Source organism: Variovorax sp. 10L421, from assembly GCF_056395365.1.
Map to the genome: position 1 here is coordinate 233,301 of NZ_JBFTJJ010000002.1, position 25,378 is coordinate 258,678.

Below are 25,378 nucleotides of genomic sequence, written 5' to 3' on the forward strand. Positions count from 1 at the left end.
CCGCTCGGGCTCAGTCGTAAACGATCTGCGCCTTGCCGGCTTCCGCCTGCGCAGTCCAGCTGGCCAGCGCCGCATCGGTCGGGAAGAACTTGGCGCGCTCGCCCAGCTGCAGCTCGACCTGCGCACCGCCACGCGCCATTGAAAGCCGCACCGGCAGGCCCTGGATCAGGTCGCCGACCTCGGACTGCTCGGTGCGCGGCGGAAAGTCTTTCAGCAGGCGCGCGATGTCCGGTGCCTTGCCGTTCACCGCCACGCGCAGGAACTTGCCGAAGCGGCAGCGCGCGGTGGCCAGGTCCCACACCTGCTGCACCTGGAAGCGCGCCTCGAAACCGCCGCGCGCGGGCTGCAACCGGCCGCTGACGATGACCAGCTCGTCGTCCTTCAGCGTGTTGCGGTTGGCGTTGATGAGTGCCTCGTCGGCCGTCGCGTCGATCGAGTCCGACTTGTCGTCGAGCTTGAAGATCGCCAGCCGGCCGCGCTGGCCGTTGATCACGCGGAAGTCGCTCACGATGCCGGCAATGACCTGCTGGTCGCGGCTGTCGAGCAGGTCGCCGATCTCGCGCTTGCAAAAGCGCCGCACCTCGTGCGAGACCTCGTCAAACAGGTGGCCTGACAGGTAGAAGCCCACGGCCGTCTTCTCGAGCGTCAGCCGCTCCTTCACGCCCCAGGGCGTGGCGTCGACGAGGTCGGGCTCGGCGGTGGCCGAGCCGTGCTCCGCGTCGCCGAAGATGTCGACCTGCGCCGCATTGGCCGCCGTGGCGTTGGCGAATTCGAAGGCGCGATCGACCGAGGCGATCAGAGACGCGCGGTTCTGCTGGATCGCGTCGAACGCGCCGGCCTTGATGAGCGCCTCGACCGTGCGCTTGTTGATGCGCTGGCGGTCGATGCGCACGCAGAAGTCGAACAGGCTCTTGAACGGCCCGCCCTCTTCGCGCGCGCGCACCACGGCCTCGACCGCGAGCTGGCCCGTGCCCTTCACCGCGCCCAGGCCGTAGCGGATGATCTTGTTGGTGACCGGCTCGAAGCGGTAGTTGCCGCGGTTTACGTCCGGCGGCTCGAAGGTGATGCCGAAGTTCTTCTGGGCGTCCTCGAACAGCAGCTTGAGCTTGTCCGTGTCGTCCATTTCCACGGTCATATTCGCGCAGAAGAACTCGGCCGTGTAGTGGACCTTGAGCCAGCCCGTGTGGTACGCCAGCAGCGAGTAGGCGGCGGCGTGCGACTTGTTGAAGCCGTAGCCCGCGAACTTCTCCATCAAGTCGAAAATTTCATCGGCCTTGTCCTGGACGATGCCGTGCGTTGCCAGTGCGCCCGCGCGGAATTTCTCGCGGTGCTCGGCCATCTCCTCGAGCTTCTTCTTGCCCATCGCGCGGCGCAGCAGGTCGGCACCGCCGAGCGAGTAGCCGCCCAGGATCTGCGCGGTCTGCATCACCTGCTCCTGGTAGACCATGATCCCATAGGTCTCCGACAGCATCTCGGCCACGGCCGGGTGCGGGTACTCCACCTCTTCGCGGCCGTGCTTGCGCGCCACGAAGCTGGGAATCAGGTCCATCGGGCCCGGACGGTACAGCGCGTTCAGCGCGATCAGGTCTTCGAGCCGTGTCGGCCGCGCGTCCTTCAGCATGCCCTGCATGCCGCGGCTTTCAAACTGGAACACGGCCTCGGTCTTGCCGTCGGAGAAGAGCCGGTAGGTGGCCGCGTCGTTCAGCGGGATGTTCTCGAACGCGAAGTTCTCCTGGCCCTTGTGGCGCTTCATGATGAACTCGCGCGCGATCTCCAGGATGGTGAGCGTCGCCAGTCCCAAGAAGTCGAACTTCACGAGGCCGATCGCTTCGACGTCGTCCTTGTCGTACTGGCTCACGGCCGATTCGCTGCCGGGCTGCTGGTAGAGCGGGCAGAAGTCGGTGAGCTTGCCCGGCGCGATGAGCACGCCGCCCGCGTGCATGCCGATGTTGCGGGTCATGCCTTCGAGCTTCTGCGCGAGCTCGACCAGCATCTTGACTTCTTCTTCCTTCTCGATGCGCTCCGCGAGCTGCGGCTCCATCTCGATGGCGTAGTTGTTCTTGTCGCCTTCGATCTTCTTCTCGGGCGGGTACTGCAGCGTGACCGACATGCCCGGCTTGTTCGGAATCAGCTTGCTGATGCCGTCGCAGAACATGTAGCTCATGTCGAGCACGCGGCCCACGTCGCGGATGGCCGCGCGCGCGGCCATGGTGCCGAAGGTGGCGATCTGGCTCACGGCGTTGCGGCCGTACTTGTCCTTCACGTAGTCGATCACGCGGTCGCGGTTGCCCTGGCAGAAGTCGATGTCGAAGTCGGGCATCGAGACGCGTTCGGGGTTCAGGAAACGTTCGAACAGCAGCTTGTATTCGAGCGGATCGAGGTCGGTGATCTTCAGTGCGTAGGCCACCAGCGAACCCGCACCCGAGCCCCGGCCAGGGCCCACCGGGCAGCCGTTGTTCTTGGCCCACTGGATGAAGTCGCCCACGATCAGGAAGTAGCCCGGGAACCCCATGTTCAGGATCGTGTTGATCTCGAACTCCAGCCGCTCGACGTAGCGCGGGCGTTCGGCCTCGCGCCTGGCCTCGTCGGGAAAGAGATGCTTCAGGCGCTGCTCCAGCCCGTCGAACGATTCCTGGCGGAAGAAGTCGTCGATCGGCATGCGCACGCCTTCGCTGATGAAAGGCGTCGGGAAGTCCGGCAACTGCGGCTTGCCCAGCACCAGCGTCAGGTTGCAGCGCTTGGCGATCTCGACCGTGTTGGCCAGCGCGCTCGGCACGTCGGCGAACAGTGCCTGCATCTCGGCTGTCGACTTGAAGTACTGCTCTTCGGTGAACCGGCGCACCCGGCGCGGGTTGCCAAGAATTTCGCCTTCGGAAATGCACACGCGCGCCTCGTGCGCCTCGTAGTCTTCGCGGGCAGCGAACTGCACGGGGTGCGTGGCGACCACCGGCAGGTGCAGCCGGGCCGCCAGCTGCACCGCGGCGATCACGTGCGGTTCGTCTTCAGGCCGGCCCGCGCGCTGCAGCTCGATGTAGAAGCGATGCGGGAAGATGCCCGCCAGCCGCAGTGCCAGCTCGGCCGCGCGCTCGCCCTGCCCCTGCAGCAGCGGCTGCCCCAGCGGCCCGGCCTGGGCGCCGGAGAGTGCGATCAGCCCGCCCGCCAGCTCCTCGACCCATTCCATCTTGCAGGCCGCCTGCGACTGGCCCCGGCCCACGTTCTGCGTCCAGGCCCGCGCCAGCAGCTCGGACAGGTTCAGGTAGCCTTCCATGTTCTGCACCAGCAGCACGATGCGGGTGAGCACGCCGGGCTCCTTGCCCAGCCCTTCCACGAACACTTCCGCGCCGATGATGGGCTTGACGCCCTTGCCACGGCCCTGCTTGTAGAACTTGACCGCGCCGAACAGGTTGTTCAGGTCGGTGATGGCCAGCGCGGGCTGCTTGTCGGCAGCGGCGGCCTTGATGACTTCGTCGATTCGGTTGGTGCCGTCGACGACGGAAAACTCGGTGTGCAGGCGCAGGTGAACAAACATCCTTTCATTGTAGAAAGCGCCGCCTCCACGATGTGGGTTGGCAATCCCTGAAATCGCCGCCGGCCTGCCGGACAGAGGCCCCGAGCCCGGCGGGCACCGCGGCGACACCTAGAATCCCGCCCCGTGCAAGAGATTTTGAATATCGCGGCCTACAAGTTCGTGGCCATCGACGACAGCCCCGTGCTGCGCGAAGACCTGCGCGCCCGCGCGCAGGCCCTGGGACTCATGGGCACCATCCTGCTGGCACCCGAGGGCATCAACCTGTTCCTGGCCGGTCCCACCGACGGGGTGCGGGCTTTTCTGGCCCATTTGCGCGCCGATGCGCGCTTTGCCGACCTCGAGGCCAAGGAAAGCTGGTCCGCCGCGCAGCCCTTCCGCCGCATGCTGGTGAAGCTCAAGCGCGAGATCATCCGCATGGACCACCCGGCCATCCAGCCCGCCGCGGGCCGGGCGCCCGGCGTGGACGCCCCTACGCTCAAGCGCTGGCTCGACCAGGGCCATGACGACGAGGGCCGGGAGATCGCCCTGCTCGACACGCGCAATGCCTTCGAAGTCGATTACGGCAGCTTCGAAGGCGCCATCGACTGGCGCATCGGCAAGTTCACCGAGTTCCCGCCCGCCCTCAAGGCGCATCGCGAGGAGTTCAAGGGCAAGACGGTCGTGAGCTTCTGCACCGGCGGCATCCGCTGCGAGAAGGCCGCGATCCTGATGCGCGAGGAAGGCGTGGAACATGTGCTCCAGCTCGAAGGCGGCATCCTCAAGTACTTCGAGGAAGTCGGCAGCGCGCACTACCAGGGCGACTGCTTCGTGTTCGACGGCCGCGAGGCCCTGGCGCCCGACCTGAGCGCGCGCTCGGCCCGCGCCAGTGCCCGCGCATCCGAAGATCCGGACCTCGGCATCAAGAAGTAACAGGGGCGCCGGATGCGGATCCTCCTGGTGGAAGACGAACTGGACATGGCCTCGTGGCTGGTCCGCGCTTTGACCCAGAGCGGCTTCGTGGCCGACCATGCGCCCGATGCGCGCACCGCCGAGGGCTTCATGGCCGGCACCGAATACGACGCCATCGTGCTCGACCTGCGCCTGCCCGACAAGCACGGCCTGAGCGTGCTGGCCGACATGCGCAATGCCGACGACCGCACGCCGGTGCTGATCCTCACCGCGCAGGGTGCCTTGCAGGATCGCGTGCGCGGCCTGAACCTGGGTGCCGACGACTTTCTCACCAAGCCTTTCGAGCTGGCCGAACTCGAAGCGCGCCTGTCGGCCCTGGTGCGCCGCAGCCGCGGCAAGCAGCACCCGCGCCTGCAGTGCGCCTCGCTGTCGTACGACAGCCAGAGCCACGCCTTCACGCTGCGCGGCACGCTGCTGTCGCTCACGCCGCGCGAGCAGGCCGCGCTCACCGCCCTGCTGATGCGCAGCGGCGCGCCGGTCGGCAAGTCGCAGCTCTTTGCCAAGGTGTTCACCAACGACAGCACCGCCGGCCCCGACGCCATCGAGGTGGTGCTGCACCGGCTGCGGCGCAAGCTCGCGGACAGCGACGTGCGCATCGTCACCGTGCGTGGCCTGGGCTACATGCTGGAAAGCATTGCCGATGGATCCTCAGCCCCAGCACTCCACCCCGAACGCCCCGGCGAAGACGACTGAGCCGGCGCCGCAGCAAGTGCGGCGCTTCGGCATCCGCGCGCGGCTGCTCGCGCTGCTGCTGCCCGGCATCGTCGCACTGCTGGCGCTCGACAGCTGGAGCGACTATCAGGCGCTGACCGATTCGCTGGTGGTCGCCTACGACCAGAGCCTGCTCGAACCCGTGCAGGCGCTGGCCAACGGCATCGTGGTGGCCGGCGACGGCAGCGTGCGCGTGCAGGAGCCGTTCTCGATCCAGGCAATGTTCGAGTCCACGCACCTGCGCTACAAGTACCTGCACGTCGGCGTGCAGCGCATTCCCAAAGGCGAGACGCTGGACGTGAACTCGCCCGAGACCACGCTGATGGGCGTGCCTGGCCTGCCCCGCCCGGCGCAGCGTCCGACCGACGGCACGCCGGTCTTCTACGACGCGGTGCACGAGCAGCATCCGGTGCGCGTGGCCGCGCTGCGGCAGACGGTGTACGACGACGCCCACCCCGGCGTTGCCTACAGCGTGCTGATCCAGGCAGCCGAGGGCATCGGCCCGCGCACCGAGGCCCAGGCCGAGACACTGCGCCAGGAACTGCTGCGCGACACGCGCATGGTGCTGGTGATGGCGCTGCTGGTGTGGCTCGGCGTGGCCTGGTCGCTGCGCCCGCTGGAGCGCCTGCGCCGCTCGCTGCGCGAACGCTCGCGCGACGACCTGAAGCCGCTCGACGCCAGCGGCGTGCCGCAGGAAGTCGTGCCGCTGGTCGACGCGGTGAACCACCACATCGCGGGCCATCGGCGCATGGTGGCCGAGCAATCGCAGTTCCTGGCCGATGCCTCGCACCAGTTGCGCACGCCGCTAAGCATCCTGTCGATCCAGGCGGGCTACGCGGTGCGCGAGACCGATCCGGCGCGCATGCGCGAGTCGCTGCACGCCATCGTCGCGCAGCTCGCGCGCACGCGCCGCCTGAGCGAACAGTTGCTGGCACTGGCCCACGCCACCGCCGAAGACGAGACCGCCCCGGCCGAGCCCGCGGTGGCCGACCTCAACGCCATCGCGCGCGCCGTGGTGCTGCAGTACCTGCCGCTGGCGCGCGAGAACGATCAGGACCTGGGCTGGGTCGATGCGCGCGGCGACACTGCGAACGGCGTGGCGGACATCGACGGCACCGACGAGGCCGGCGAGGAAGACGACCCGCCCGTGCTGCCCGTCGCGGCCAATGCCGCCGAGCTGCACGAGGCGCTCGCCAACCTCGTGCACAACGCCATCAAGTACACGCCGCGCGGCGGCAACATCACCGTGACCGTGCGGCGCGAGGCTTCGTACGCCCTGGCCGAGGTGTGCGACAGCGGACCGGGCATTGCGCCCGAACGGCGCGAGCAGGTGTTCGAGCGTTTCCATCGCGACCCTTCCGCAGGCGCCGGTGCGGCGCACGGCGCGGGCCTTGGCCTGACCATTGCGCGCAGCTATGCGCGGCGCAACGGCGGCGAGATCGAACTCGACAATGCCGACATGCCGGAGAGCGCCAACGGCGGCGGACTGCGCGCCATCCTGAGGCTGCCGCTGTGCGCCTTTTGAGGTCCTTTTTGCAAGGGTTTTACCGCATATGCCGGTACGTGAATACACGTATTTTGCGGGCCGCCGGGCCGTTTGGACGTGATCCGAAAGGCGATTGAAAGTCTCGATTCCTAGACTCCGCTCCTTCCAAACGAAGGAGTCTCAATGCATCACCAGCTCGGTGAAGATCCGGCCTCGCACGCGCCCCGGCCCGCTTCAAAATTCAAAAAAGATTACTACGGCGGCGCCCTGCTGATCGTCATCGGACTGGCCGCGGTATACGCCGGCATCGGCTACCGCGTGGGCGAGCTGGCGCACATGGGACCGGGCTTCTTTCCGGTTGCGCTCGGCGGGTTGCTGGCGCTCACTGGCCTGCTCATTGCCATCTCGGCGCGCGCCGAGGAGCCCGCGAGCGTCGCCAGTGAAGAGGCTGCGTCGCACGGCCATCCGGGCGGCATGCCCGACATGCGCGGTTGCATCTGCATCATCCTCGGCATCCTCGCGTTCCTGCTGTTCGGCGAGTACGGCGGCCTCCTGCCAGCCACCTTCGCGATCGTGTTCATCTCGGCGCTCGGCGACCGCGACAACACGCTGACCGAAGCCTTGCTGCTCTCGCTCGCGATGTCGTTCGTCGCGGTGGTCGTCTTCTGGTGGGCGCTGAAGCTGCAGCTGCCCCTGTTCCAATGGGGAGGCTGAGATCATGATCGGTCAATCGCTTCACGACCTCTGGTTCGGCTTCGGCGTTGCGTTCCAGGGCTCCAACCTGCTGTGGTCGTTCTTCGGCGTGCTGGTGGGCAACCTGATCGGTGTGCTGCCGGGCATGGGCGCGCTGCAGGCCATCTCCATCCTGCTGCCACTCACCTACGCGATGCATCCGGTGCCCGCCATCCTGATGCTGGCCGGCATCTTCTACGGCTCGCAGTACGGCGGCGCCATCGGTGCCATCCTGATGAACATGCCGTCGCACCCGCCGCACGCGGTGACCTGTCTGGACGGGTACCCGATGACCAAGCAGGGCAAGGGTGGCGTCGCGCTCGGGGTGACGATGATCGCCTCGTTCTTCGCGGCGTCCGTCGGCATCATCGTGATGATCTTCGCCTCGCCGCTGCTGGTGCAGATCGCGTTCAAGTTCGGCCCGACCGAGATCTTCTCGATCATGCTGCTGGGCCTGCTCGCCGGCTCCACCATGTCGCGCGGCTCACCGCTCAAGGGCGTGGCGATGACGCTGTTCGGCCTGCTGTGCGGCGTGGTCGGCACCGACGTGAACAGCGGCAGCTTCCGCTTCGCGTTCGGCCTGCCCGAACTGAGCGACGGCCTCGAACTCGTGGCGATCTCGATGGGCCTGTTCGGCGTGGCCGACTTCCTGCTCAACGTGAACCGCATGAAGGCCATCGGCGACACCGGTACGCTCAAGCTCAGCGACATGCGCCCGAGCAAGGAAGAGCTCAAGCGCGCCTTCCCCGCCATGCTGCGCGGCACGCTGGTGGGCACGGTGTTCGGCGCAATGCCCGGCACGGGCCCGACCATCACCACCTTCATCGCCTATGCGCTGGAGCGCAAGGTGTCGAAGACGCCGAACAAGTTCGGCACCGGCATGATCGAAGGCGTGGCCGGCCCCGAGGCCTCTGCCCACTCGAAGACGCAGGTCGACTTCATCCCGACGATGAGCCTGGGCATTCCGGGCGACGCGGTGATGGCGCTGATCCTGGGTGCGCTGCTGATCCAGGGCATCCAGCCCGGCCCGCAGCTCATCACCGAGCATCCGGACATCTTCTGGGGCCTGATCGCCTCGTTCTGGATCGGCAACGTGATCCTCGTGATCCTGAACGTGCCGATGATCGGCGTGTGGGTGAAGCTGCTGAAGGTGCCCTACAAGTACCTGTTCCCGGCCGCGATGTTCTTCATTGCGACGGGCGTGTACAGCACGCAGAACAGCCTGTTCCAGATCTGGGAAGTGCTGGTTTTCGGCATCGTCGGCGCCGTGCTGATGACGCTCGAATTCTCGGTCGCGCCGATCCTGCTGGGCTTCGTGCTCGGGCCAATGGTGGAAGAGAACTTCCGCCGCGCACTGCTGCTCTCGCGCGGCGACATGTCGGTGTTCGTGACGCGTCCGATCAGCGGCACTTTCATCGGCCTGTGCGCGCTGCTGCTGGCGGGCGTGGGCTACTCGGCGTGGCGCGCTCGTGGCGGCCGCAAGGCCATGGTCGAGCTGCCGAAGGCGCCGGAAGGCTCGCCACCGGCCGAGGCGGTGTCCCTCAGCGGCGAATGACCCGCGCGCTTCGCCAATGCAGAGGGCCCGTTGAACGGGCCCTTTTTCATGGCACTTGTTGATCGAGCGAAACAACGCCTGCGCACGCGCTCCGGACAACGGGCACTCGAGATCAGACCGGCGTAGTGCCCACATCAGGCTCGCGCACGCCAAAAGGCTTGCCGGGCAGCGGAATGAACTCGGTCTCGCCGGGCACATGGCCCATGCGCTGGGCGGCCCAGTCGGAGCCCGCTTCGAGGATGCGCTCGCGCCGGCTGGAGACGAAGTTCCAGGTGATGTAGCGCGGACCGTCGAGCGGTTCGCCACCGATCACCATCAGGCGCGCGGCGGTGTCGGAAGCCAGCACCACGCCCTGGCCGTCGGGCAGCACGGCCATGGTGTGCACGGAAACAGGCTCGCCGTTCACGCTGACATCGGCATCGACCGCATAGATGGCCAGCTCGGGCGCCAGCGCGGGCAGCACGAAGCGCCCGCCTGCCGGCAGCGCGATGTCGAGGTACACGGTCTGCGAGAGCGTCTTGACCGGCGAGCGCGCACCGAAGGCCTCGCCCACCAGCACGCGCACGCCGGCGTCCTGCTCTTTCAACTCGGGGATCGCGTCGGCCGGCGTGTGCTCGAAGCTGGGCTCGATCTCTTCATGCGCCTGCGGCAATGCGGCCCACAGTTGCAGGCCGTGGTTCACGTAGGTGTCGGCCTTGAGGCGCTCGGGCTTGCGCTCGGAGTGCACGATGCCGCGCCCCGCGGTCATCCAGTTGATGGCGCCGGGCAGGATCTCCTGCACGCTGCCGAGGCTGTCGCGATGCATCATCGCGCCCTTGAAGAGATACGTGACCGTCGAGAGGCCGATGTGCGGATGCGGCCGCACGTCGTGCTCCGTGCCCGGCTGCTCGGTGGCCGGGCCGAAATGGTCGAAGAACACAAACGGGCCGACCGATCGGCGCTGCGCCGCGGGCAGCAGGCGCCGCACCTTGAAGCCACCGCCGAGGTCCTTGTCGTGCGGGTTGAGCAATTGGGTCTCGGGGTTGGTGTCGGCCATCGTGTTCTCCGTGGGGTTGCCGGTTATTCGCGCGATCTTGCCACTGTGCCGATGCGCTCGCCGAACGCGCGGGCGGTGTCGAAGTCGCCTTTCGGCATTTCGGCCGGGCTGGCGTCGGACGGCGACTGCGTCAGCAGGCCGCCGTAGCCGCCCACGTAGTTCATCGAGTCGCGCGTGGCGGCCTTGCTGTTGGCCGGCAGGATGCCCATGCTGACCCAGATGCCGCCGTGCTGCATCGCGAGCGTCCAGAGGTAGGTCATGGTGGTGACCTTGTCGCCGTTCATGGTCGCGCTGTTGGTGAAGCCGGCGAAGAGCTTGTCCTTCCAGCCCTGCGTGTACCAGACCTTCGACGACGCGTCGGCGAATTTCTTGAACTGCCAGCTCACGCCGCCCATGTAGGTTGGCGAGCCGAAGATGATCGCGTCGGCCGCGGCGAGCAGTTCCCAGCCGCCTTCGGGCAGGTTGCCGTCCGCGTCGATGGCGAGCAATTGGGCGTCAGCGCCATCGGCCACGGCTTGCGCCACGCGCTGGGTGTGGCCGTAGCCGGAATGGAAGACGACGACGATGTTTGCCATGGGATGTTTTCTCCAGTCACTGTGGGTTGTTCGGGGTGCTTTTGTTCGGGGTGCGTGCACAGGACACCGGGTACTCCCCTCCGCGAATGTCCCTCGCCTTCGGCTCCTCCTTTATTTCGCTGCGGGGCGCACCCGGTGCCCTGTGCACGAAGGGCGCTCTGCTCATGCCGGCAGTTCAACCGCCCTGCTGAACGATCACGCCGATGGGGTGCCTTGCGCAGCGAAATAAAGGAGGAGGCCGCAGGCCGGGGGACATTCGCGGAGCAAGGCACCCCGTCGGCGTGAGCGCACCCCGAAACGACACGAAGTGCGCGAAGCCTCCAGGAAGAGCTTACTTTCTATCGATGCTGAACCGACCAGCGCCGAAAGCAGCGATCGCAAGCAGGCCACCGGCAATCGCGATGTTCTTGTTGAAGTTGATCTGCTGCATCATTTTCATGGCGTCGGGCGCGGACCAGTACTTGTGGAAGAACAGCGCCGTGACCACAGAGAAGATCGCCATCACGATGGCGGTCCAGCGGGTCTTGAAGCCCAGCAGCAGCGCAATGCCGAGGCCCAGTTCGATGAGGATCGCGATGGCCGCCGCTACTTCGGGTAGCGGCAGGCTGGCCGAGGTGATGTAGCCGACCGTGCCGCCGAAGCCCATGAGCTTGCCGATGCCGGCGGGAATGAACAGGTAGGCGACCAGGATGCGGCCGATCAGAGCGAGCGTGTCTTGTGTGGAATTGGTGGTGGTTGCGGTTGCCATGGTTGAAAACTCCTCGGTTGTTGAAAAAGAAAAAAGAGAAAAGAAAAGAACCGGGCGCACCACGCGCCCGGCAAGGGGGATCAGGCGGCCAGGTCGAACACCAGCACTTCGGCGTCCTTGCCGGCGCCCAGCGTCAGTTGCGATTCGCCTTGCAGCATCGCGGCGTCGCCGCCGACGAGCTTCTGGCCGTTCACTTCGAGCTCGCCGCGCACCAGGTGCACATAGCTCTTGCGCTGCGGGTCGAGCGCCAGGCCGGCCTTTTCCTCGCCGTCGAGCAGGCCGGCGTACAGGCGGGCATCGGCATGCACCGTCACCGAGCCGTCGCTGCCGTCGGGCGAGGCCACGAGGCGCAGCTTGCCGCGCTTCTCGGCGTCGGTGAACTGCTTCTGTTCGTAGCCCGGCGCAATGCCGCGCACATTCGGCTCGATCCAGATCTGCAGGAAGTGCGTGGTCTCGTCGGCCTTGTGGTTGAACTCGCTGTGCATCACGCCGCGGCCCGCGCTCATGCGCTGCACGTCGCCCGGCGGAATGCTTTCCACGTTGCCCATGCTGTCCTTGTGCGCCAGTTCGCCCGAGAGCACGTAGCTGATGATCTCCATGTCCTTGTGGCCGTGGGTGCCGAAACCGGCGCCCGCCGCCACGCGGTCTTCGTTGATCACCCGCAGGTTGCCGAAACCCATGTAGGCAGGGTCGTAGTAACCGGCGAAGGAAAAGCTGTGGAACGAGCGCAGCCAGCCATGGTCGGCATAACCGCGTTCCTGAGATTTACGGACTTGCAACATCGTCGAACTCCTTTGGCCCTGCCCCGTTGGGGTGTGCGGGCCTTTTTCGTATGCCGCGCCGGATGCGCAGCGGATGTGAAGAACTTTAGGTCCGCACCCCATTCGGAAAGACGCCTCGGTTTGATGGCACCATTCAAATAATTTGATCAATGGAGCCCCTATGCCCAGCCCCCGAGACGTGCTGACCCCCGACGCCCTCGCCATGCTCCAGACCGTGGCCGGCACCGGCAGCTTTGCTGCCGCCGCCCGCTCGCTGAACCTCGTGCCGAGCGCGTTGAGCTACCGCGTGCGCCAGATCGAGGACGCGCTCGACGTGCTGCTGTTCGACCGCAGCGCCCGCCAGGCGCGGCTGACCGAGGCCGGCGCCGAACTGCTGCGCGAGGCCGACCGGCTGCTGGCCGAGATCGATGCGGTGGCCAACCGGGTGAAGCGCGTGGCCACGGGCTGGGAGCCGATGCTGACCATCGCGGTCGACAGCGTGATCGCGCGCGACCCGCTGCTCGACCTGGCCACCGCCTTCTTCGCCCTCGAGCCGCCGACGAGGCTCAAGCTGCGCGACGAGACGCTGCTGGGCACCATCGAGGCGCTGACCACCGGCGAGGCCGACCTGGCCATCGGCGCGGTGCTCGATGCGGCGAGCCTGACGTTCACCGCCACCGGCATCCGCAGCCGGCTGATCGGCGAGCTGCGTTTCGTCTACGCCGTGGCGCCGCAACATCCGCTGGCGCGCGTGTCCGAGCCGCTGAGCGACGCGGTGATGCGGCAGCACCGCGCGGTGGCCGCAGCCGATTCGGCGCGGCACGGCCCCAGCATGACGGTGAACCTCGTGAGCGGGCAGGACGTGCTCACCGTGCCGAGCATGCAGGCCAAGATCGCGGCGCAGCTGCACGGGCTGGGCGGCGGCTTCCTGCCGGAGCCGATGGCGCGGCCGTACATCGAGGCCGGGCACCTGGTCGAGCTGAAGACGGAGCGCAAGCCGCCACTTGGAACGATGCATTGCGCATGGCGCATGCGCAGCGCGGGCAAGCCGGGGAAGGCACTCGAATGGTGGCTGGCGCAGTTCGAGCATGAAGGCACGCGGCGCGCGTTGCTCGATCGGCATCGGGGCCGATAAGTATTGCCGAGGATCGCGCGGCTTCGCTAAGGGTGTGCCCTCAGGCGAAGCTCCTCTCGGACCGATGTAGAGTGCAGACACATCCAACCGCATTCCCACCCAGAAGAAAAGAGTCTGCAATGAGCACTCGCGCAACTGCCAAGCCCTCCGTCCGCCACCGAACCCCAGCCACCCCGCGCCATTACGCCGTCGTCGGCGCTGGCATTGCCGGGGTGGCCTGTGCGCGAACGCTGGTGCAAGCCGGCCACAAGGTCACGCTGTTCGAACGCGAGGCCACGGCCGGCGGACGCATGGCGAGCATCGACACCGCCTTCGGCCGCTTCGACAGCGGCGCGCAGTACTTCACCGTGCGCGACCCGCGCTTTGCGCTGGCGCTGGCAAGCACGCCCGGCCTGTGCAAGCGCTGGAGCGCCAACCTCGTGCGCGTGCTCGACGCCCACGGCCGCGTAGCCGAGGCGGCCCTGCCCTCGCTCGAGCCGCATTGGGTGGCGCAGCCCGGCATGGATGCGCTGGTGGCCCATTGGGCCAAGCCGCTCGGCGACAGCCTCGTCGCCGGCACGCAGGTCACGCAGATCGAGCCCGATGCACTTGCCCCCCAGCGCTGGCAGCTGCGCACCACGGGCACCGACGACTCCCGGCACGTGTATTCGGGCTTCGACGCCGTGCTGCTCGCCGTGCCGCCTTCGCGCGCCCGCGCGCTGCTGGGCGACGGCAAGCTCTCGGCCACGCTCAGCCGCAAGATCGAACCCGTGCGCATCGCGCCCTGCTGGACGCTGATGATTGCCTACCCCCAGGCCAACCAGCCCACCATGTCGCACCTCGGCCCGCAGTGGAATGCGGCGCGCAGCACCCACCACCGCGTGGCATGGCTGGCGCGCGAATCCTCCAAACCCGGCCGCGAGCCCGTCGAACGCTGGACGCTGCAGGCCAGCGCCGCGTGGTCGCAGGAACACGTGCGCGACACGCCCACGCGCGTCGAGGCCAAGCTGCTGCGCGCCTTCGCCGAGATCACCGGCGTCCATGCCACTCCGGCGCACGCCCAGGCGCTGTGCTGGAGCGAAGCGCAGACACAGGTGCCGATGGGCACCACCCACCTCTGGGACGCCAAGGCGCGCATCGGCGTGGCTGGCGACTGGTGCACCGGCCACCGCGTGGAAGACGCGTTCCTCTCCGGCCTGTCGCTCGCACTCGAAGTCATCTGACCGGGAGATGATGAGGGAGACCGGCCGCTTCGCGCCCTCGCCCACCGGCCCGCTGCATGCGGGCTCTCTGGTGGCAGCGCTGGCAAGCTGGCTCGACGTGCGCGCCCGCGGTCCGCAGGCGCGCTGGCTGGTCCGTATCGAAGACGCCGATACCGAGCGCTGCCTGCCCGGCATGGGCGAGCACATCCTCCAGCAGTTGGCCGATTGCAGCCTTCTGCCCGACGAAGCCCCCGTGTGGCAGACCCAGCGCACCGCGCGCTACGAAGCCGCACTGGCCAGGCTGCAGGCCTGCGACCTGGCCTACCCCTGCGGCTGCTCGCGCAAGGACATCAACCAGGCGCTCGCGCGCCTCGGCCTGCGGCACGAGCGCCACGGCGAGCGGGTCTATCCCGGCACCTGCCGCAACGGACTGCACGGCAAGCCGGCGCGCGCCTGGCGCTTCGCCACCGCGAAGTTCGAAGCCGACCGGCCGCCCACGCCGGGCGTGCCCTGGGAGGAAGAAGACGCCGACGCCCCGGATGCCGGCAGCGAACTCTGCTGGACCGACCGCCGCCTCGGCCGCCAGTGCCAGAACTTGAGCCGCGAAGTCGGCGACTTCGTGCTGCGCCGCGCCGATGGCCCGTGGGCCTATCAGCTCGCCGTGGTGGTCGACGATGCCGAACAGGGCGTGACCGACGTGGTCCGCGGCGAGGACCTCACCGACAACACGGCGCGCCAGATCCTGCTGCAGCGCGCGCTCGGTTTTCCCACACCCAGCTACCTGCACACACCGCTGGTGCGCGGCGCCGATGGCGACAAGTTGTCGAAGCAGAACGGCGCCACCTCGATCGACACGGGCACGCCCGAAGCTGCCTTGGCCGCACTGGACAGCGCCGCGCGCGTGCTCGGCCTGCGACCCGCCACGGCCACCGGCTGCGCGGACGCCCTGGCCGGCTGGGTGCCCGAATGGCGCGCTCTCTACAATTCGCAGCCGTAATGAATTCTCCCGACACCGTGTCCAACGACCTCCCGCGCAGCGACGATGCGCCCTCTTCCGAAGGCAGAGACGATGACGCGGCCAAGCCGCACCCGCTGCATCGCCGCCTCAAGAGCTTCGTGAAGCGCGCCGGCCGCACCACCGACGGCCAGGCACGCGCCTTTTCCGAACTGGGACCGCTGTTCCTGCTGCCCTACAAGCCCGAACCGCTCGACCTGACTGCCGCCTTCGGCGGCCGCGCCGGCCCTGCGGTGCTGGAGATCGGCTTCGGCATGGGCGAGGCCACTGCGCACATCGCCACCGTGCTGCCCGAGACCAACTTCCTCTGCTGCGAAGTGCACGAGCCCGGCGTGGGCGCGCTGCTCAAGCGCATCGGCGAGCAGTCGCTGTCGAACATCCGCATCTGCGCCCACGACGCGGTCGACGTGCTCGACCACATGCTGCAGCCCGGCACCCTGGCCGGCGTGCACGTGTTCTTCCCCGACCCGTGGCACAAGAAGCGCCACAACAAGCGCCGCCTGATCCAGCCCGCGTTCGTGACCAAGCTCGCACAGCACCTGCGCCCTGGCGGCTACATCCATTGCGCCACCGACTGGCAGCCCTATGCCGAGCAGATGCTCGAAGTGCTGTCGGCCGAGCCGCTGCTGCACAACACGGCCGAAGGCTATGCACCCAAGCCCGGCTACCGCCCTCTCACCAAGTTCGAGAACCGCGGCATCAAGCTGGGGCATGGCGTGTGGGACCTGGTGTTCGAGCGGGTCGCATCGACCTGAGCACGCGCCGTCAGCGGGCTTGAGCGCCCCGGTGCGGCATGGCACGATCCCGCGGATGACCAGCAAACCCGAAGCGGCGCAGCATCTGCGCGACCTCGCACGGCTGCGCCGCGTTCGCGACCGCATCGACCGGGAATACGCACAGCCGCTGGACGTCGAGGCGCTCGCCTATGGCGTGCACATGTCGGCCGGACACCTCAGCCGCCAGTTCCGGCTCGCCTACGGCGAGTCGCCCTATTCCTATCTGATGACCCGGCGCATCGAACGCGCGATGGCACTGCTGCGCCGCGGCGACCTCAACGTCACCGAGGTCTGCTTCGAGGTCGGCTGCTCGTCGCTGGGCACCTTCAGCACGCGCTTCGCCGAACTGGTCGGCGTGCCGCCCAGCACCTACCGGCGCCAAGCCGCGCATGCGGCCGCGGGAATGCCGGCGTGCGTGGCGAAACAGGTCACCAGACCGATCAGGAATCGAGAAGCGCCACTCGAAGGTCCGAATCTAGACTGGCCGGCCTGACAACACCTGGACTGGACCGAGCACCATGAACATCACCATTCACGCGAGTTTTCTCCCCCACAACGACCCCGAAGCCTCCCTGGCCTTCTACCGCGACCTCCTCGGCTTCGAGGTCCGCAACGACGTCGGATACGGGGGCATGCGCTGGATCACGGTCGGCCCCGCCGGCCAGCCCGGCACGTCCATCGTGCTGGCGCCGCCGGCCGCCTACCCCGGCATCACCGACGACGAGCGCCGCACCATCGCCGAGATGATGGCCAAGGGCACCTATGCCGCCATCCTGCTGGCCACCCCCGATCTCGAGGACACCTTCGCACGGCTGCAGTCCAGCGACACCGAGATCGTCCAGGAGCCGACCGACCAGCCGTACGGCGTTCGCGACTGCGCCGTACGCGATCCTGCAGGCAGCCTGATCCGCATCCAGCAGCTGTCCTGAGCCGGCTCCTCGCGACCAGGAGGCCGAGCTAACCCGCCTTCCCCCTTGGCCCCGAAATTGCTACACTTTTTTACTAATGTGAAAGAAGGTGTCCAATGAACGGATCACGCAGAGAGTGGTTGGGCAAGGCATGGGGCGCGGTGATGCTGGGTAGCGGCATCGGCATTGCCCACCCCGCCATGGCGCAGTCCGCGCGCGCGGCGGCCGGCGCACCGCGTGTCGTACTGCTCGGGCAATCGGTGCCGCTCACGGGCAGTGCCAACGAGATCGGCACCGCCTTCGCCGCCGGCAGCCGCCTCGCGGTGAGCGACTTCAACGAACGCAACGCCGCCAGCGGCCTGCAGCTGAAGCTGCTGCAGCTCGACGACGGCTACGACGCGGCCCGCGCCGCCGTCAACGCGCGCACCCTGCTCACCACCCAGAAGGCCGACATGCTCTTCGGCTTCGTCGGCACGGCCAGCAGCGAGGCCGGCGCCAACGTTGCGACGCAGCAGGGCAGCCTGCTGTTCGCGCCCTTCGCGGCCTCCGACACGCTGCGCGGCGCCGACCATCCCAACGTGTTCCACGTGCGGCCCGGCATGATCGACGAGGCCCTGAAGATCGTGAAGCAGTGCGCCACCGTGGGGCAGACCCGCGTGGCGCTGGTGGGCGACGACGACGCGATGGGCCGCGCCGGCCTCGCGGCCGTCGAGCAGGCCATCAGCGAACTCAAGCTCACGCCGCTGGTCGCAACCGCGCTGGTGCCGCCGACCGGCGACAAGCTCGACGCAGCCTTGAAGACGGTGCAGCAGCAGTCGCCCCAGGCCATTGTGCTGGTGTCGCTCTCGGGCACCACGGCCAACGCCATCCGCAAGCTGCGCAAGAGCGGCTATGCGGGCAACTTCATGGCCTTCTCCATCGTCGGCATCGACCCGCTCTACGCCACGCTCGGCAAGGACATCGGCGGCATCGTGATCTCCCAGGTGGTGCCCTCGCCGCGGCCATCGGCCATTCCCATCGTCAAGGAATACCTTGCGGCCGTCGACAACTCCGACCAGACCGCGTCGTACGAAGGCCTCGAAGGCTTCATCGCGGCCAAGGCGGCCGGCGAGGCCGTGCGCCGCGCGGGCCGCGGCTTCAACACGGCGAGCCTGCTGCGTGTGATGTCCGGCATGACCGACTACGACGTAGGCGGCTTCCGCATCAACCTGCGCCCGGGCCTGCGCGACAGCGTGCGCAGCATCGACCTCATCAGCATCTCCGCCGACGGCCGCGTATTGCGCTGATGCCTGCGCACGGGCTCAACCCGTGCTCACCAGCGCCTGCAGCGCATCGATCGACCGCAGCTCGATGCGCCCGTAGCCCAGTGCGACGACGCCCTCGCCTGCCAGCGCATTGAGCTCCTTCGACAGCGTCTGCCGCGTCACGCCCAGCATCATGGCAAGCGCCTCCTGCGGCAGCTGCAGTTGGTGCCGCAGGTGCACCGATTGCGTGGCATCGCCGCGCGCCAGCACCAGCAGCCGGTGCGCCACGCGGGCGCGCAGGCTGCGCAGCATGGCGTCTTCCGTCAGGCCGTAGAGCATGCGCACGCGTGCCGCCAGCATCGCGGCGATGGCGTTGGAGAAGACCACGTCGCGCATCAGCTGCACGAAAGCCGCGGGCGGCACCGCGAGCAGGTCGAGCGCTTCCAGCGCGGTGGCGTCGTGCGTGCGCGGCGAGCCGTCGATCAGCGTGATCTCGCCGAACCAGTTGCCGGGCTCCAGCACGGCGAGGATGGCCTCGCGCCCGTCCTGCCGCAGAGACGAGATCTTGATGGTGCCGGCCACGAGCCCATAGAAGCCGCCGCCAGCCGCGTGAATGGGATCGCCCTGGCGAAACACCATCGCGCCGCGCCGTGCATGGATGAGCTCGGCCGCGCCGAGCAGCGCCTCCCGCTGCGCGCGCGGAATGCTGGTGAACCATGGATTGCCCTCGAGGGCACCGCGATGCGCGGCAGAGAGGCGGGGTTTGGACGAAGCGGCCATGCGGGCGGGGGTTTACCAGAACCCTGCATTGTCAAATTCTTGACAGTTCCAGGTCAAGCGCAGGCATACAGTGACCGGCACCCACAAGAACGGAGACCTCACGATGAGCAACGCACGCGCAAGTTTCAGGAGCATGCAGGAAAGCACGCGCGAAGACTGGCAGCTGATCGGCGGCGAGTTCATGCAGTTCGCGGGCGGCCTGCCCGCACGCGTGATCAAGCACCTGCAGATCCTCGAAGGCGACTATGGCGGCTTTCCGGTCGACCGCTACACCCATTCGCTGCAGACCGCCACCCGCGCACTGCGCGATGGCCGCGACGAGGAGTACGTGGTGTGCGCGCTGCTGCACGACATCGGCGACACGCTCGGCAGCTTCAACCACCCCGACATCGCCGCCGCCATCCTCAAGCCCTTCGTGAGCGAAGCCAACCACTGGATGGTGCAGCACCACGGCATCTTCCAGGGCCACTACTTCTTCCATCACATCGGGCTGGACCGCGACATGCGCGACAACTTCAAGGACCATCCGCACTACGAGCGCACGGCCGAGTTCTGCGCGCTCTACGACAACCCCGCTTTCGACCCCAAGGCCGAGACCCTGCCGATCGGGGAATTCGAACCCATGCTGCGCCGCCTGATGGCACAGCCGAAGCAAAGCATCTACAAGGCGGCCTTGCAAGAGCCGGCTGCGGCCTGATGCCGAACTCCATAACCACCAAAGGACACCACGCCATGAACGCCACCACCCAACCCGAAATCCAGAAGCTCGTCTCCGCCGAGGAGTGGCAACTGCGCGTCGACCTTGCCGCCTGCTATCGCCTCGTGGCGCTGTACGGCTGGAGCGACCTGGTGTTCACGCACATCAGCGCACGCATCCCCGGCCCGGAGCACCACTTCCTGATCAACCCCTACGGCCTGATGTTCGACGAGATCACCGCGTCGAGCCTGGTGAAGGTCGACCAGCAGTGCAACAAGATCATCGACTCGCCCTACCCCGTGAACCCGGCCGGCTTCGTGATCCACAGCGCCGTGCATGCCGCGCGCGAAGACATCCAGTGCGTGCTGCACACCCACACCAAGGCCGGCATTGCCGTCAGCGCGCAGAAAAACGGCGTGCTGCCCATCAGCCAGCAGTCGACCTTCGTGCTGGCCTCGCTGGCCTACCACGACTACGAAGGCGTGGCCTTCCGCGACGACGAGAAGCCGCGCCTGCAGGCCGACATGGGGAGCGCCAACTTCCTCATGCTGCGCAACCACGGCCTGCTCACCTGCGGCAAGACCATCGCCGACGCCTTCCTCTCGATGTACACCTTCGAGAACACCTGCCAGATCCAGATTGCGGCGCAGTCGGGCGGCAGTGAACTCACGCAGGTGAACCCCAAGATCGTCGAGGGCGTGGGCCAGGCAATGAAGGTGCAGACCGGCGGCATGGGCGGCCAGTTCGTCTGGCCTTCGCTGATCCGCAAGCTCGACCGCATCGACGACAGCTACAAACAATAAGACGCGCGCCGCCCGCTGTTTTCGCGGCCGACGGCGCCTGCGCGATGATCGGGCGATGGAACTCCGGCAACTGCGCTACTTCGTCAAGGTCTGCGAGCTTCGCAGCATGGGCCGCGCGGCCGTGGAGTTGGGGGTGGTCACCTCGGCGCTGAGCCAGCAGATCAGCCGGCTCGAAAGCGAACTCTCGACGCGGCTGCTGCGCCGCCATTCGACCGGCGTCATGCCCACCGACGCGGGCCTGGCCTTCCTGCACCAGGCGCAGCTCACGTTGCGCCACGCCGACGACGCCGTGCGCGCCGCCCAGCAGGCGCGCCTGTCGGGCCATGTGAGCGTGGGCCTGGCTCCCACCACCGCCACCGTGCTGGGTGTGCCGCTGATGCAGGCCATGCAGGCGCGTTACCCCGAAGTGCGCCTGCACATGGTCGAGGCGCTGTCAGGTCACCTCACGACGATGCTGCACGCGCGCCAGCTCGACCTGGCCGTGCTGTTCCAGACCGACACGCCGCGGCGCTGGAGCGTGGCGCCGCTGCTGGCCGAAAAGCTCTTCGTGATCGCCTCGCCCACGCTGTCACCGCGTCCCACCGGTGCGAAGGTGCGGCTGTCGCAGCTGGCCGAAGTGCCGCTGATCCTGCCCAGCGGCAGCCACGGCCTGCGAGCCAYGCTGATGGCCGCCTTTGCGCGGGCACGCGTGGCGCCGCGCATCGTGGCCGAGGTCGATGGCCTGGCATTGCTGATGGACGCGGTGCGCGCCGGCCACGGTGCGACCATCCAGCCCGGCGCCGCCACGGCGCGGCACGACCGCGACGATCTCGTGCTCACGCAGATTTCCGACGCGCACGTGGGCCGGCGCAACCTGCTCGTGAGTCTGTCGGACGACGAGCTCTCGCCCGCCGCGCTGGCCGCGCGCGTGGTGGTGGCCGAGACCGCGCGCACGCTGGTGCGCGAAGGCCGCTGGGCCGGCGCAAGTCTTCTCGATCACTGAACACCTGTTGCTTCTTTTGGCCTTTCGCGTGAAGGCTTCACTCCCTAAAGTCTCCTGCATTCCAAGGAGACCCACGAGTGATAGACGTACTGGTTGTCGGTGGCGGCAATGCCGCGCTGTGCGCCGCGCTGATGGCGCGCGAGGCCGGCGCTTCGGTGCTGCTGCTGGAGGCTTCGCCCAAAGAATGGCGTGGCGGCAATTCGCAGCACACCCGCAACCTGCGCTGCATGCACGACGCGCCGCAGGATGTGCTGGTCGATGCCTACCCTGAAGAGGAGTACTGGCACGACCTGCTGAAAGTGACGGGAGGCCTCACCGACGAGCACCTCGCGCGGCTGGTGATCCGCGCCTCGTCGAACTGCCGCGACTGGATGCGCAGCCACGGCGTGCACTTCCAGCCGCCGCTGTCGGGCGCGCTGCACGTGGCGCGCACCAATGCCTTCTTCATGGGCGGCGGCAAGGCGCTCGTCAACGCCTACTACCGCAGCGCCGAAAGGCTGGGCGTGCAGATCCGCTACGACTCGCCCGTGGCCTCGGTCGAACTCGACGGCGACCGCTTCGTTGCCGTGCACACCGAAGCCGGCGGGCGCATCGCGGCAAAAAGCTGCGTGCTGGCCTCGGGCGGTTTCGAGTCGAACCGCGAGTGGCTGCGCGAAGCGTGGGGCCGAAACGAACGCGGCGAATGGCCGGCCGACAACTTCCTGATCCGCGGCACGCGCTTCAACCAGGGCGTGCTGCTCAAGCACATGATCGATGCGGGCGCCGACAGCATCGGCGATCCGTCGCAGGGCCACATGGTAGCCATCGACGCGCGCGCGCCGCTGTACGACGGCGGCATCTGCACGCGCATCGACTGCGTGTCGCTCGGCGTGGTAGTCAACCGCGACGCGCAGCGCTTCTACGACGAGGGCGAAGACTTCTGGCCCAAGCGCTACGCGATCTGGGGCCGGCTCGTGGCCCAGCAGCCGGGGCAGATCGCCTGGTCGGTCATCGATCAGCAAGCGGTCGGGCGCTTCATGCCGCCGGTGTTCACCGGCACGCAGGCGAACACCCTCGGCGAACTCGCGCAGAAGCTCGGCCTGGACCAAGCCGCCTTCGTTCGCACCGTGCAGGACTACAACGCCGCCTGCCGCGTCGGCCGCTTCGACCACACGGCGCTGGACGATTGCCACACCGAAGGCCTCGCGCCCGCCAAGACGCACTGGGCGCGGCCGATCGACACCGCGCCCTTCTACGGCTACCCCCTGCGCCCCGGCATCACCTTCACGTATCTCGGCCTGAAGGTGGACGAGACCGCCGCCGTGCGCTTCGGCGGCCGGCCGAGCCCCAACCTCTTCGTGGCCGGCGAAATGATGGCCGGCAACGTGCTGGGCAAGGGCTACACGGCCGGCGTGGGCATGAGCATCGGCACGGCCTTCGGGCGCATCGCCGGCACGCAAGCGGCGAACGCAGCAAAGAACGTCTCAAAGCAATCTCCGGAGGCCGCCCTTGCAGCAGCTCACTGACCTCGTCGCGCGCGCCCGTGCCGATGCCGACGGCATCGGCGGCAATCCCACGTCGCGCGTGATCCCGATCCAGCCCACCCTGCCGCTGACCGCGCCTGAAGGCGAAGTCGCACGCATCCTGCAGATCTGCAACGCCTGCCGCTACTGCGAAGGCTTCTGTGCCGTGTTCCCCGCGATGACGCGACGGCTCGAATTCGGCAAGGCCGATACGCATTACCTCGCAAACCTCTGCCACAACTGCGGTTCGTGCCTGCATGCCTGCCAGTACGCACCGCCGCACGAGTTCGCGGTGAACGTGCCACAAGCGATGGCGCAAGTGCGCCTGCAGACCTACCACGACTACGCATGGCCGCCCGTGATGGGCGCGCTCTACAAAAAGGCCGGGCTCACCGTCGCGCTCGCACTGGCGGGCGGGCTCGCGCTGTTCCTCGTGCTGGCCGTGGCGATGTCGGGCGCGCTGCTGCACGAACCGCTTGCGGGCAACTTCTACGCGATCTTTCCGCACAACTTCCTCGCCCTGGTGTTCGGCGCGGTGTTCCTGTTCGTGATGTTCGCGCTGGCGATGGGCACGCGCCGCTTCTGGCGCGAGGTGTCGCCCGCGAACGATCCAGGCAACGCCCCCGACCTGCCGGGCGTGCGCCGCGCGGCCGGCGCCGAAGCCGCGCACGACGCGCTGCGCCTGAAGTACCTCGACGGCGGCCACGGGGAGGGATGCAACAACGACGACGACCGCTTCACCCTCTGGCGTCGGCGCTTCCATCACTTCACCTTCTACGGCTTCATGCTGTGCTTCGCCTCGACCTGCGTGGCGACGCTCTATCACTACCTGTTCGACCTGCACGCGCCCTACGCGCTCACGAGCCTGCCGGTGCTGCTGGGCGCTGCAGGCGGCATCGGCCTCGCGATCGGTCCCGTCGGTCTGCTCCGGCTGAACCTGCGTCGCCACGCCGCGCACGGCGACGCGGCGCAGCGGCCGATGGACCGCGGCTTCATCGCGCTGCTGCTGCTCACCAGCCTCACCGGCCTGGCGCTGCTGGCCTGGCGCGACACCCGCTTCATGGCGCTGCTGCTCGCGGTGCACCTGGGCGTGGTGATGGCGCTCTTTCTCACGCTGCCCTACGGCAAGTTCGCGCACGGCATCTTCCGCTGCGCGGCGCTGCTGAAGTTCGCCATCGAGAAGCGCCTGCCGAGCCGGCTGCGGCTGGGCGCGGACTGAATGCGCGAGACCCTTCACCTCCACAACAACACCGAGACCTCAAGACCATGAACCGACTCACCTTCCTTCGCACCACCATCGCCGCACTGATGCTCGCCAGCGGCGCGGCATCCGCCGCCGAATGGCCGACGAAACCCATCACGCTCGTCGTCCCCTTCGTGGCCGGCGGCACCACCGACATCGTCGCGCGCACCATCGGCCAGAAGCTCTCCGAATCGCTCAAACAGCCGGTGATCGTCGACAACCGCGGCGGGGCAGGCGGCACCGTGGGCGCGACCATCGCGTCGAAGGCGCCGGCCGATGGCTACACGCTGTTCCTCGCCACCATCGCACACGCGATCGCGCCGGGCCTCTACAAGAAGCTCGCCTATGACTTCCAGCGCGACTTCGATCCCGTCGCGCTCGCGGCTTCCACGCCCAACGTGCTGATCGTCAACGAGAAGGTGCCTGCACGGACGGTGGCCGAACTCGTCGCGTACATCAAGGCCAACCCCGGCAAGGTCAACTTCGGCTCGGCCGGCAACGGCAGCACCGAGCACATCTCGGGCGAACTGTTCCGCTCGATGACGAAGACCGACATCGTGCACGTGCCCTACAAGGGCGGCGCGCCGATGATGGCCGACCTGATGGGCGGGCAGATCCAGATGGCCATCGAGACCAGCCCCTCGGCCTCGCCGCACATCAAGGCCGGCAAGGTGCACGCGCTGGCCGTGACCACGAAGGCGCGCTCGCCCGCCTATCCTGGTGTGCCGACGCTCGACGAAGCCGGCCTCAAGGGCTACGACATGACGACATGGTTCGCGCTCATGGCGCCGCACGGCACGCCGCCCGAGATCGTGCAGCGCCTGAACACCGAACTCGCCCGCGCGGTGCAACAGCCCGATGTGATCAAACGTTTCGAGGAACAGGGTGTAACGGCCGGGAACATGAAACCCACGGAACTGGCCAACTTCATCGGCACCGAGACGACCAAGTGGGTCAAAGTGGCGAAGGAAGCCGGCGCCACCGCCGAATAGGCGGGCCGGCTCGGACAAGCCCCTACGGCCAGGGCGGAA

24 protein-coding genes are annotated in these 25,378 nt (G+C 67.8%); 18 read left to right on the forward strand and 6 right to left on the reverse strand.

Annotated elements, in window-relative coordinates; translation table 11 throughout:
• Nucleotides 1-10 precede the first annotated feature (10 nt).
• The gene (dnaE, locus tag AC1DFC_RS05100) at nucleotides 11-3,529 is read right to left on the reverse strand and encodes a DNA polymerase III subunit alpha (protein ID WP_007837965.1); all 3,519 of its coding nucleotides are present in this window, start codon (nucleotides 3,527-3,529) and stop codon (nucleotides 11-13) included.
• Nucleotides 3,530-3,652: 123 nt separating this feature from the next.
• Between dnaE and AC1DFC_RS05105 the strand changes: the two genes are divergently transcribed.
• From AC1DFC_RS05105 to AC1DFC_RS05125, 5 genes are all read left to right on the forward strand, one after another.
• Entirely contained in the window at nucleotides 3,653-4,438 is a 786-nt protein-coding gene (locus AC1DFC_RS05105) for a sulfurtransferase (RefSeq protein WP_042674241.1), read from the forward strand.
• A gap of 12 nt (nucleotides 4,439-4,450) precedes the next feature.
• Nucleotides 4,451-5,170 (forward strand): response regulator, encoded by a 720-nt coding sequence (locus AC1DFC_RS05110; protein WP_007837962.1) that lies wholly within the window; start codon nucleotides 4,451-4,453, stop codon nucleotides 5,168-5,170.
• On the forward strand, nucleotides 5,118-6,713 hold the full coding sequence (locus AC1DFC_RS05115; RefSeq protein WP_007837960.1) for a sensor histidine kinase: 1,596 nt from the start codon (nucleotides 5,118-5,120) through the stop codon (nucleotides 6,711-6,713). The genes AC1DFC_RS05110 and AC1DFC_RS05115 overlap by 53 nt, the downstream gene beginning before the upstream one ends.
• 144 nt (nucleotides 6,714-6,857) lie before the next feature.
• Nucleotides 6,858-7,388, forward strand: coding sequence for a tripartite tricarboxylate transporter TctB family protein (locus AC1DFC_RS05120; RefSeq protein WP_007837950.1), 531 nt, complete (start codon nucleotides 6,858-6,860; stop codon nucleotides 7,386-7,388).
• A 4-nt stretch (nucleotides 7,389-7,392) separates the two neighbouring features.
• On the forward strand, nucleotides 7,393-8,961 hold the full coding sequence (locus tag AC1DFC_RS05125) for a tripartite tricarboxylate transporter permease (protein ID WP_007837948.1): 1,569 nt from the start codon (nucleotides 7,393-7,395) through the stop codon (nucleotides 8,959-8,961).
• Nucleotides 8,962-9,073: 112 nt separating this feature from the next.
• On the opposite strand, the gene AC1DFC_RS05130 is transcribed toward AC1DFC_RS05125, so the two are convergent.
• The 4 genes from AC1DFC_RS05130 to AC1DFC_RS05145 form a co-directional block, all read right to left on the reverse strand.
• Entirely contained in the window at nucleotides 9,074-9,997 is a 924-nt protein-coding gene (locus tag AC1DFC_RS05130) for a pirin family protein (protein ID WP_413334761.1), read from the reverse strand.
• Nucleotides 9,998-10,020: 23 nt separating this feature from the next.
• Entirely contained in the window at nucleotides 10,021-10,572 is a 552-nt protein-coding gene (locus tag AC1DFC_RS05135) for a flavodoxin family protein (protein ID WP_007837945.1), read from the reverse strand.
• 331 nt (nucleotides 10,573-10,903) lie between these two features.
• Nucleotides 10,904-11,380, reverse strand: a complete 477-nt coding sequence (locus AC1DFC_RS05140) for a DoxX family protein (protein ID WP_272943565.1) — start codon at nucleotides 11,378-11,380, stop codon at nucleotides 10,904-10,906.
• Between the two features lie 20 nt (nucleotides 11,381-11,400).
• Entirely contained in the window at nucleotides 11,401-12,102 is a 702-nt protein-coding gene (locus AC1DFC_RS05145; protein ID WP_007834897.1) for a pirin family protein, read from the reverse strand.
• Between the two features lie 160 nt (nucleotides 12,103-12,262).
• Between AC1DFC_RS05145 and AC1DFC_RS05150 the strand changes: the two genes are divergently transcribed.
• The 7 genes from AC1DFC_RS05150 to AC1DFC_RS05180 all read left to right on the forward strand — a co-directional run bounded on the left by AC1DFC_RS05150 (nucleotide 12,263) and on the right by AC1DFC_RS05180 (nucleotide 18,382).
• On the forward strand, nucleotides 12,263-13,216 hold the full coding sequence (locus AC1DFC_RS05150; RefSeq protein WP_413334759.1) for a LysR family transcriptional regulator: 954 nt from the start codon (nucleotides 12,263-12,265) through the stop codon (nucleotides 13,214-13,216).
• Nucleotides 13,217-13,335: 119 nt separating this feature from the next.
• Nucleotides 13,336-14,418 carry an NAD(P)/FAD-dependent oxidoreductase gene (locus tag AC1DFC_RS05155; protein WP_007834900.1) on the forward strand — a complete coding sequence of 361 codons (1,083 nt, stop codon included), beginning with the start codon at nucleotides 13,336-13,338 and terminating at the stop codon, nucleotides 14,416-14,418.
• A 10-nt stretch (nucleotides 14,419-14,428) separates the two neighbouring features.
• Nucleotides 14,429-15,394, forward strand: coding sequence for a tRNA glutamyl-Q(34) synthetase GluQRS (gluQRS, locus tag AC1DFC_RS05160; RefSeq protein WP_478178837.1), 966 nt, complete (start codon nucleotides 14,429-14,431; stop codon nucleotides 15,392-15,394).
• Complete coding sequence (gene trmB / locus AC1DFC_RS05165) at nucleotides 15,394-16,167, forward strand: tRNA (guanosine(46)-N7)-methyltransferase TrmB (protein WP_478178743.1); 774 nt, start codon at nucleotides 15,394-15,396, stop codon at nucleotides 16,165-16,167. The genes gluQRS and trmB overlap by 1 nt, the downstream gene beginning before the upstream one ends.
• A gap of 55 nt (nucleotides 16,168-16,222) precedes the next feature.
• Entirely contained in the window at nucleotides 16,223-16,681 is a 459-nt protein-coding gene (locus AC1DFC_RS05170) for a helix-turn-helix transcriptional regulator (protein ID WP_007834906.1), read from the forward strand.
• 25 nt (nucleotides 16,682-16,706) lie between these two features.
• A complete protein-coding gene (locus tag AC1DFC_RS05175; RefSeq protein WP_478178744.1) occupies nucleotides 16,707-17,117 on the forward strand; it encodes a VOC family protein in 411 nt (136 codons plus the stop codon).
• Nucleotides 17,118-17,212: 95 nt separating this feature from the next.
• A complete protein-coding gene (locus tag AC1DFC_RS05180; RefSeq protein WP_007834910.1) occupies nucleotides 17,213-18,382 on the forward strand; it encodes an ABC transporter substrate-binding protein in 1,170 nt (389 codons plus the stop codon).
• 15 nt (nucleotides 18,383-18,397) lie between these two features.
• Here AC1DFC_RS05180 and AC1DFC_RS05185 read toward each other — a convergent pair whose 3' ends face one another.
• On the reverse strand, nucleotides 18,398-19,120 hold the full coding sequence (locus AC1DFC_RS05185; RefSeq protein ID WP_007834912.1) for a Crp/Fnr family transcriptional regulator: 723 nt from the start codon (nucleotides 19,118-19,120) through the stop codon (nucleotides 18,398-18,400).
• 103 nt (nucleotides 19,121-19,223) lie between these two features.
• On the opposite strand from AC1DFC_RS05185, the gene AC1DFC_RS05190 reads away from it, so the two are divergent.
• The 6 genes from AC1DFC_RS05190 (at nucleotide 19,224) to AC1DFC_RS05215 (ending at nucleotide 25,339) form a co-directional block, all read left to right on the forward strand.
• A complete protein-coding gene (locus AC1DFC_RS05190) occupies nucleotides 19,224-19,817 on the forward strand; it encodes an HD domain-containing protein (protein WP_007834914.1) in 594 nt (197 codons plus the stop codon).
• Between the two features lie 35 nt (nucleotides 19,818-19,852).
• The gene (locus AC1DFC_RS05195) at nucleotides 19,853-20,620 is read left to right on the forward strand and encodes a class II aldolase/adducin family protein (protein ID WP_007834916.1); all 768 of its coding nucleotides are present in this window, start codon (nucleotides 19,853-19,855) and stop codon (nucleotides 20,618-20,620) included.
• A 55-nt stretch (nucleotides 20,621-20,675) separates the two neighbouring features.
• A complete protein-coding gene (locus AC1DFC_RS05200) occupies nucleotides 20,676-21,602 on the forward strand; it encodes a LysR family transcriptional regulator (protein WP_478178745.1) in 927 nt (308 codons plus the stop codon).
• Nucleotides 21,603-21,679: 77 nt separating this feature from the next.
• Nucleotides 21,680-23,107: an FAD-dependent tricarballylate dehydrogenase TcuA gene (tcuA, locus tag AC1DFC_RS05205; RefSeq protein WP_478178746.1), complete on the forward strand. Its 1,428-nt coding sequence runs from the start codon at nucleotides 21,680-21,682 to the stop codon at nucleotides 23,105-23,107.
• Nucleotides 23,091-24,323, forward strand: coding sequence for a tricarballylate utilization 4Fe-4S protein TcuB (tcuB, locus tag AC1DFC_RS05210; RefSeq protein WP_478178747.1), 1,233 nt, complete (start codon nucleotides 23,091-23,093; stop codon nucleotides 24,321-24,323). Before tcuA ends, tcuB begins: the two co-directional genes overlap by 17 nt.
• Nucleotides 24,324-24,370: 47 nt before the next feature.
• Nucleotides 24,371-25,339 (forward strand): Bug family tripartite tricarboxylate transporter substrate binding protein, encoded by a 969-nt coding sequence (locus tag AC1DFC_RS05215; protein ID WP_478178748.1) that lies wholly within the window; start codon nucleotides 24,371-24,373, stop codon nucleotides 25,337-25,339.
• Nucleotides 25,340-25,378: the final 39 nt, after the last annotated feature.